Source organism: Mesorhizobium vachelliae (assembly GCF_033977325.1).
Classification (GTDB): Bacteria; Pseudomonadota; Alphaproteobacteria; order Rhizobiales; family Rhizobiaceae; genus Mesorhizobium; species Mesorhizobium vachelliae.
The window spans coordinates 1-2049 of sequence record NZ_JAVIIR010000058.1 but is presented as its reverse complement, the minus strand read 5'-3'; the positions used below and the strand labels follow the sequence as shown (position 1 = coordinate 2049).

General features: G+C 59.8%; 3 protein-coding genes and 1 tRNA gene. All 4 read left to right on the top strand.

Features of this window, described 5'->3' with window-relative positions; all coding sequences use genetic code 11:
* Window positions 1–52 precede the first annotated feature (52 nt).
* The 4 genes from RFM41_RS33980 (at window position 53) to RFM41_RS33965 (ending at window position 1707) form a co-directional block, all read left to right on the top strand.
* Window positions 53–129: transfer RNA gene (locus RFM41_RS33980), tRNA-Met, on the top strand.
* A gap of 150 nt (window positions 130–279) precedes the next feature.
* Window positions 280–921, top strand: a complete 642-nt coding sequence (locus RFM41_RS33975; protein WP_320253506.1) for a ThuA domain-containing protein — start codon at window positions 280–282, stop codon at window positions 919–921.
* A gap of 204 nt (window positions 922–1125) precedes the next feature.
* The gene (locus tag RFM41_RS33970) at window positions 1126–1392 is read left to right on the top strand and encodes a type II toxin-antitoxin system ParD family antitoxin (protein WP_320253507.1); all 267 of its coding nucleotides are present in this window, start codon (window positions 1126–1128) and stop codon (window positions 1390–1392) included.
* Between the two features lie 3 nt (window positions 1393–1395).
* The gene (locus tag RFM41_RS33965) at window positions 1396–1707 is read left to right on the top strand and encodes a type II toxin-antitoxin system RelE/ParE family toxin (RefSeq protein ID WP_320253508.1); all 312 of its coding nucleotides are present in this window, start codon (window positions 1396–1398) and stop codon (window positions 1705–1707) included.
* Window positions 1708–2049: the final 342 nt, after the last annotated feature.

The window sequence follows — 2049 nt, the reverse complement described above, 5'->3', positions numbered from 1 at the left end:
TCGCAAGCAAACGCTTGCTCGTAGTCGCAAGCAAACGCTTGCTCGTTGGTGACGCGGGGTGGAGCAGCCCGGTAGCTCGTCAGGCTCATAACCTGAAGGTCACAGGTTCAAATCCTGTCCCCGCAACCAAACAACAAAAAAGCCCGCATCAAGCGGGCTCTTTTGTTGTTTGGCCCTGCGCTTCTTTCCAACTCGACTCGGCGGAGCTTTGCAGCGATGGTCGCTCGGCGCCCGAGCGCCATACATTCGGCCGCGGCGCTGACGTAAGAGGAGTGGAAGATGCGGCAGGCGCTGATCGTATGGGGCGGCTGGGAGGGCCACGAACCCGAAGCCGGCGCTCGTGTCGTCAAGGCGATGCTCGAGGAAGAAGGCTTTGCCGTGCGTGTCGAGAACACGACCGCAGTCTTCGCCGACCCGGCGATCGCCGAGCTCAGCCTCATCGTGCCGATCTACACGATGTCCAAGCTCACCAAAGTGGAAGAAGCCAACCTGACGAAAGCGGTCGAAAACGGCGTCGGCCTTGGCGGCTATCATGGAGGCATGGGCGACGCGTTTCGCGAGTCGCCCGACTATCAGTTCATGTGCGGCGGGCAATGGGTCGCGCATCCGGGCAACATCATCGACTATAATGTAAAGGTGACGCGGCGCGACGACCCGGTCATGCAAGGCATCGACGATTTCCCCTACCGCTCCGAACAATATTACATGCATGTCGACCCGTCGAACGAAGTGCTGGCGACGACCACCTTCTCCGGCGAATATGCGCCGTGGATCGACGGCGTCGTCATGCCGGTGGTGTGGAAGCGTAGACACGGCAAGGGGCGGGTGTTCTATTCCTCACTGGGTCATGTGGCCGCGGAGTTCGAGGTGCCGCAGATGCGCACCATCCTGCGCCGCGGGCTGGCGTGGGCCGCGCGCTGAAGCGGCGGGGTACACCCGGCTAAAGCGCGCCGCGATCCTCGATCGGGCGTCGGCGTTGATCGACATTTCGATTGCTGCCCGACTCGGTGGTGCCTTCCACCGAATCGCAAAGGATGAAGTGCGTCCGAATCAATCAAGGCTGTCAGTTTTTGCTATCTATTGCTATGCTTCGCGCTTGGCTCCATATTTTTCCGGGAGACTCCGATGCCTAACTACGCTTTGAGCGACCACTATGAGCGCTTCATCAAGAGGCAGCTCGAATCGGGCCGCTACAACAATGCCAGCGAGGTCGTTCGCGCGGGCCTGCGTATGCTCGAGGATTTTGAGGCAGAGCGGGAGAAATGGCTGCGCGAGGAGATCCCATCGCGCATGGCCGAGCTTCAGCAGGATCCGGCAAAGGGAGTCCCGGCTGAAACGGTGTTTTCCCGGCTGGAGGCCCGTCATCGCGCGAGGCAGGCGAAAGCCAAGTAGGGGATGGAATACCGGATTGTCTTCCACGCGAAGGCGGAAGCCGAACTCCAGCAACTCTATGAGGATATAGCCGACCGTGCGTCGCCGGCGATTGCATGGAATTTTGTCGTGGGCATTCGCGATCATTGCCTGGGCTTGTCGACTTTTCCACAGCGCGGCACTGAGCGGGTGGAGATCATGCCGGGGCTGCGGATCATCGGTTATCGTCGCGCGGTCAGTATCGTTTTCGCTGTCGATGGCGAGCGCGTGCTGATCCTGGGCATCTTCTACGCAGGCAGGAACATCACGCCCGAATTGCTCGAAGAACGGCTCTAAATCGAGGTTCGGTCGGGCGCCGCAGTCGACATTCGGCTAAGCGCTGCAGGCGATTTTTGGGTTGAACGCATCCGTCCGGCGGAATGGTTGTGGCTGCTATCGCCCGGAATGGCTGGCAACGGATCGCCGGCTAAAATTCAACCAAGCCAGCTTACCATTTTCCCTCCGTGGATATCTCTACGAGAAATCGAAAAAAGAGCGATCTTGGCTGTTGACAGTTCGATCGGGTGGCGACTATATACGGCCCACGAACGAGGGCGGTGCGCCGCTGGCGGCAGAGAAGTTCGCTTCTAGGTTTGCCCTCTGAAGAATTCAAGAGAGCCGCGTGAGCGACACTCGGAC